The organism is Moorena sp. SIO3I6, from assembly GCF_010672095.1.
On the sequence record NZ_JAAHHU010000570.1, the window covers coordinates 1 to 2,777 of the forward strand.

3 protein-coding genes are annotated in these 2,777 nt (G+C 36.2%); all 3 read right to left on the reverse strand.

The features are described from left to right. Nucleotides 1–123: 123 nt before the first annotated feature. Nucleotides 124–1,251, reverse strand: a complete 1,128-nt coding sequence (locus F6K49_RS39735) for a sulfotransferase (protein WP_075900576.1) — start codon at nt 1,249–1,251, stop codon at nt 124–126. 58 nt (nt 1,252–1,309) lie between these two features. Continuing rightward, nucleotides 1,310–2,155, reverse strand: coding sequence for a sulfotransferase domain-containing protein (locus F6K49_RS39740; protein ID WP_293106182.1), 846 nt, complete (start codon nt 2,153–2,155; stop codon nt 1,310–1,312). 6 nt (nt 2,156–2,161) lie between these two features. Then, a partial coding sequence (locus tag F6K49_RS39745; RefSeq protein ID WP_293106185.1) for a TauD/TfdA family dioxygenase occupies nt 2,162–2,777 on the reverse strand: 616 nt, incomplete at its 5' end.

Sequence of the window (2,777 nt, forward strand, 5' to 3'; positions counted from 1 at the left end):
TGTTAAAAGTTTCGTGTTAAGATTATATAGCAAGTCTTATACCCATGAGGTACAAAGCTCTGGGTTTTAGTATTCTCTAATTTAGATAGGTTTGCCCTGAAAATCCTAGCTTTTGATCTAAGTTTACCAATTGTCATCTTCTACGTAGCCAAATTGCACTAGGTATTTTTGAGCTTTTTCCTTAAATATTATTTTTTCTTCCTCAGTCATTTCAGTTTTCCATCTACCTCGACCATCAAACAAAGGTTGATTAATTTGCCAATTTCTCAGCTTTTTGTGGTCTTCAATATTTTGAATTTCCTCTGGTTTACTAATCTCAGAACTATACCAGTGTTTGGGAGTTTCATTAAATTTCAAAACTTCCTCTCTATAAGTTTCCCCTAAAAACTTAAAAAGTTTTTCTAAAGTAGTGTCCGTATCGGTAACTAAATTTTCATATTTAACAACCATAACTCTAGGATTATTCCAGTAAGGTAGCCCAGCTAAATTATCATATACCCATTTCTCGATCTTATCTACATAAGTTGGAAACGCTTTTCTATGTTTTAAAGAACAAACAACATCTCTGCCATCTCTCAACATGATAATAAATTGGCTATTGGGACGGTATAGAGAAAGCTTTTTGATATAAAAAATATGTGAAGGACTTTTTTCCACCCAACGCTGTTTGCCAGCATTTATACATTCTCCATCCCACTGGTACATCGTTTCTTTGTGCGTACGCTCATTTTTCAATAACAATCTACTTTCATAGGGAATAGAATAAAGGTTAGGGTGATTGCCGAGAATGGTAAGCATTAGGGAAGTGCCGCTATGTCCACAACCGACAATAAAAATAGGGTTATTAACTTTAATATTATCCGGCTCGTCAGCTTGAACATCTAAGGCATTATGGTAATTTTGTACTTCTTCTGGATTCAATTTAAGGGCGTGGCGGTAATAACGAGTAGCTTCATATCCGCCTCCTGGTTGTTCTTTGTGGGCTATAGCCTCTCCTAGATTTTGGTGGTACCAAGCTGAATTGGGAGCAAGGGCGATCGCTTCTCGAAAACAGGCGATCGCTTCATCAAATTGATATTTTTTTAAGTAGACTTCTCCTAGCTTATTATGCAATTCAGCAATGCCTGGGTTAAGTTTTATAGCTTTTTGATATGAGATAATAGCTTTATCCAAACTGTTTTGTTTGACTAAAGCTTCTCCTAATAACAAAATTTGATTTATTTTGGATTGAGTAGGGTTATGTTCGCTCATGCTCTTAAAATATCAGTTATAAACATTCTTAATTCTTAATTCCGCGCAGCGGCTGTTCTTACCAGTTCATATCCTTTTCGTAGCCAGTTTTGATAAGTATATCGTCAAAGTGCTGCTTAAATTTTTCCTTGACCCGAGCAGAAAAATGTTTTTTCCACTCTCCAGCAACCCCTTTTCTTTGATGAGATGTAATATCTTCTTGACCTCGCTGACGCCCTCCTGTCATTGACTCAAAGGAGTTATCTCTAATGATTTCATGCAAATTTTTACGGTCTATATTAATTTGGCAATGATCAATTATCTGCTCAAAAACTTTATATTGATCCGCTAGTAAATCCTCATATTTGAATAAGGCTTCATCCTTGAGCCACGACAACTGAAAATTATGATAACCCAAACGGTTAACTATTTCATCCATCAAATAGAGCAAGCCTTCTTCCTGACTAAGGCTGTTTAATGTCTTTCGCAATTTAGATATATTGTCTGTGACTAGAGCATGGCTAATTTTAAAACTAAAATAACCGGAAACAATTGTGTCTCGAAGATCGCGAATAATGATAAACTTTCTGTAAGGCTGTTGTCGCTTTTCAAAATTATACCAATTTGTAATATAACTATTAGGATAGTGTAGTAACGGCTTGCCTAGTAAATGTTTTTTATGCCAAAAATTCCCCCAAAGATTAGAGCCAAGTAGCGCTTCAAAGTCTGGTTTCGATAAATGAACAGCAGGGTAAACACCACCTAATTTAATTGGGGATTTTATATAATAGTAACCGCGAGGTATTTTTGAGACAAACCGATTTGGAGCACAAGAGTTTAGTACTGCTGTGACCCATCGCGATCCTGCTTTGTGATGAGTGATGTGAAATATTGTTGGCTGATTGTTCATTTTTTTTTCATCCATGCAAAATTATGAAATCAAACAGGTGCTAATGTAATATCTGATTAAATGTCTTTTGGTATTTTCCGGCAGTTTTCCCCTACAATGTAACATCCGATGATTATCAATAAAAAGACATTCTTTCGGTGCCAGTCTAATTTTTATCAGTTCCGTTCTTTGCTTGTGTACGACGTATTCAGAAAATTTTTCTAACAATTTAGTCTGTGCGCCGTTGTGATGATTCGATAAATTCCAAGGAACGTAAAATACCTGATAGGTTGAATTTTTCTGGGAAATCAGGGGTTGATAAACAACGTCTTCTTCATTAGTATTCGGGTTCCTAATCATATACTGGACGTTAACTCCGCTTAAAACTGAAAGCTCGGCAGGAGTAAAATAATCTTTTATGTCTGTTGTGTCTAGCAGCAGGGTTGCACCATCTACTTCATCTTGTTCTACACAATACCATCCAATCAGATGGCTGGCTGGAGTATCTGTATGAAAAGCTAATGCCTCCGGTAGATAGACACTGGGGCGATTTATGTTATGTTTTCGCTTCATTTGTTGCAGTTGGTTTAATTTAGCATCTACAACAAGATCGGTGCGTCCTATAATTGTTCCCAATAAATGCAAGAGCGCTTCATAA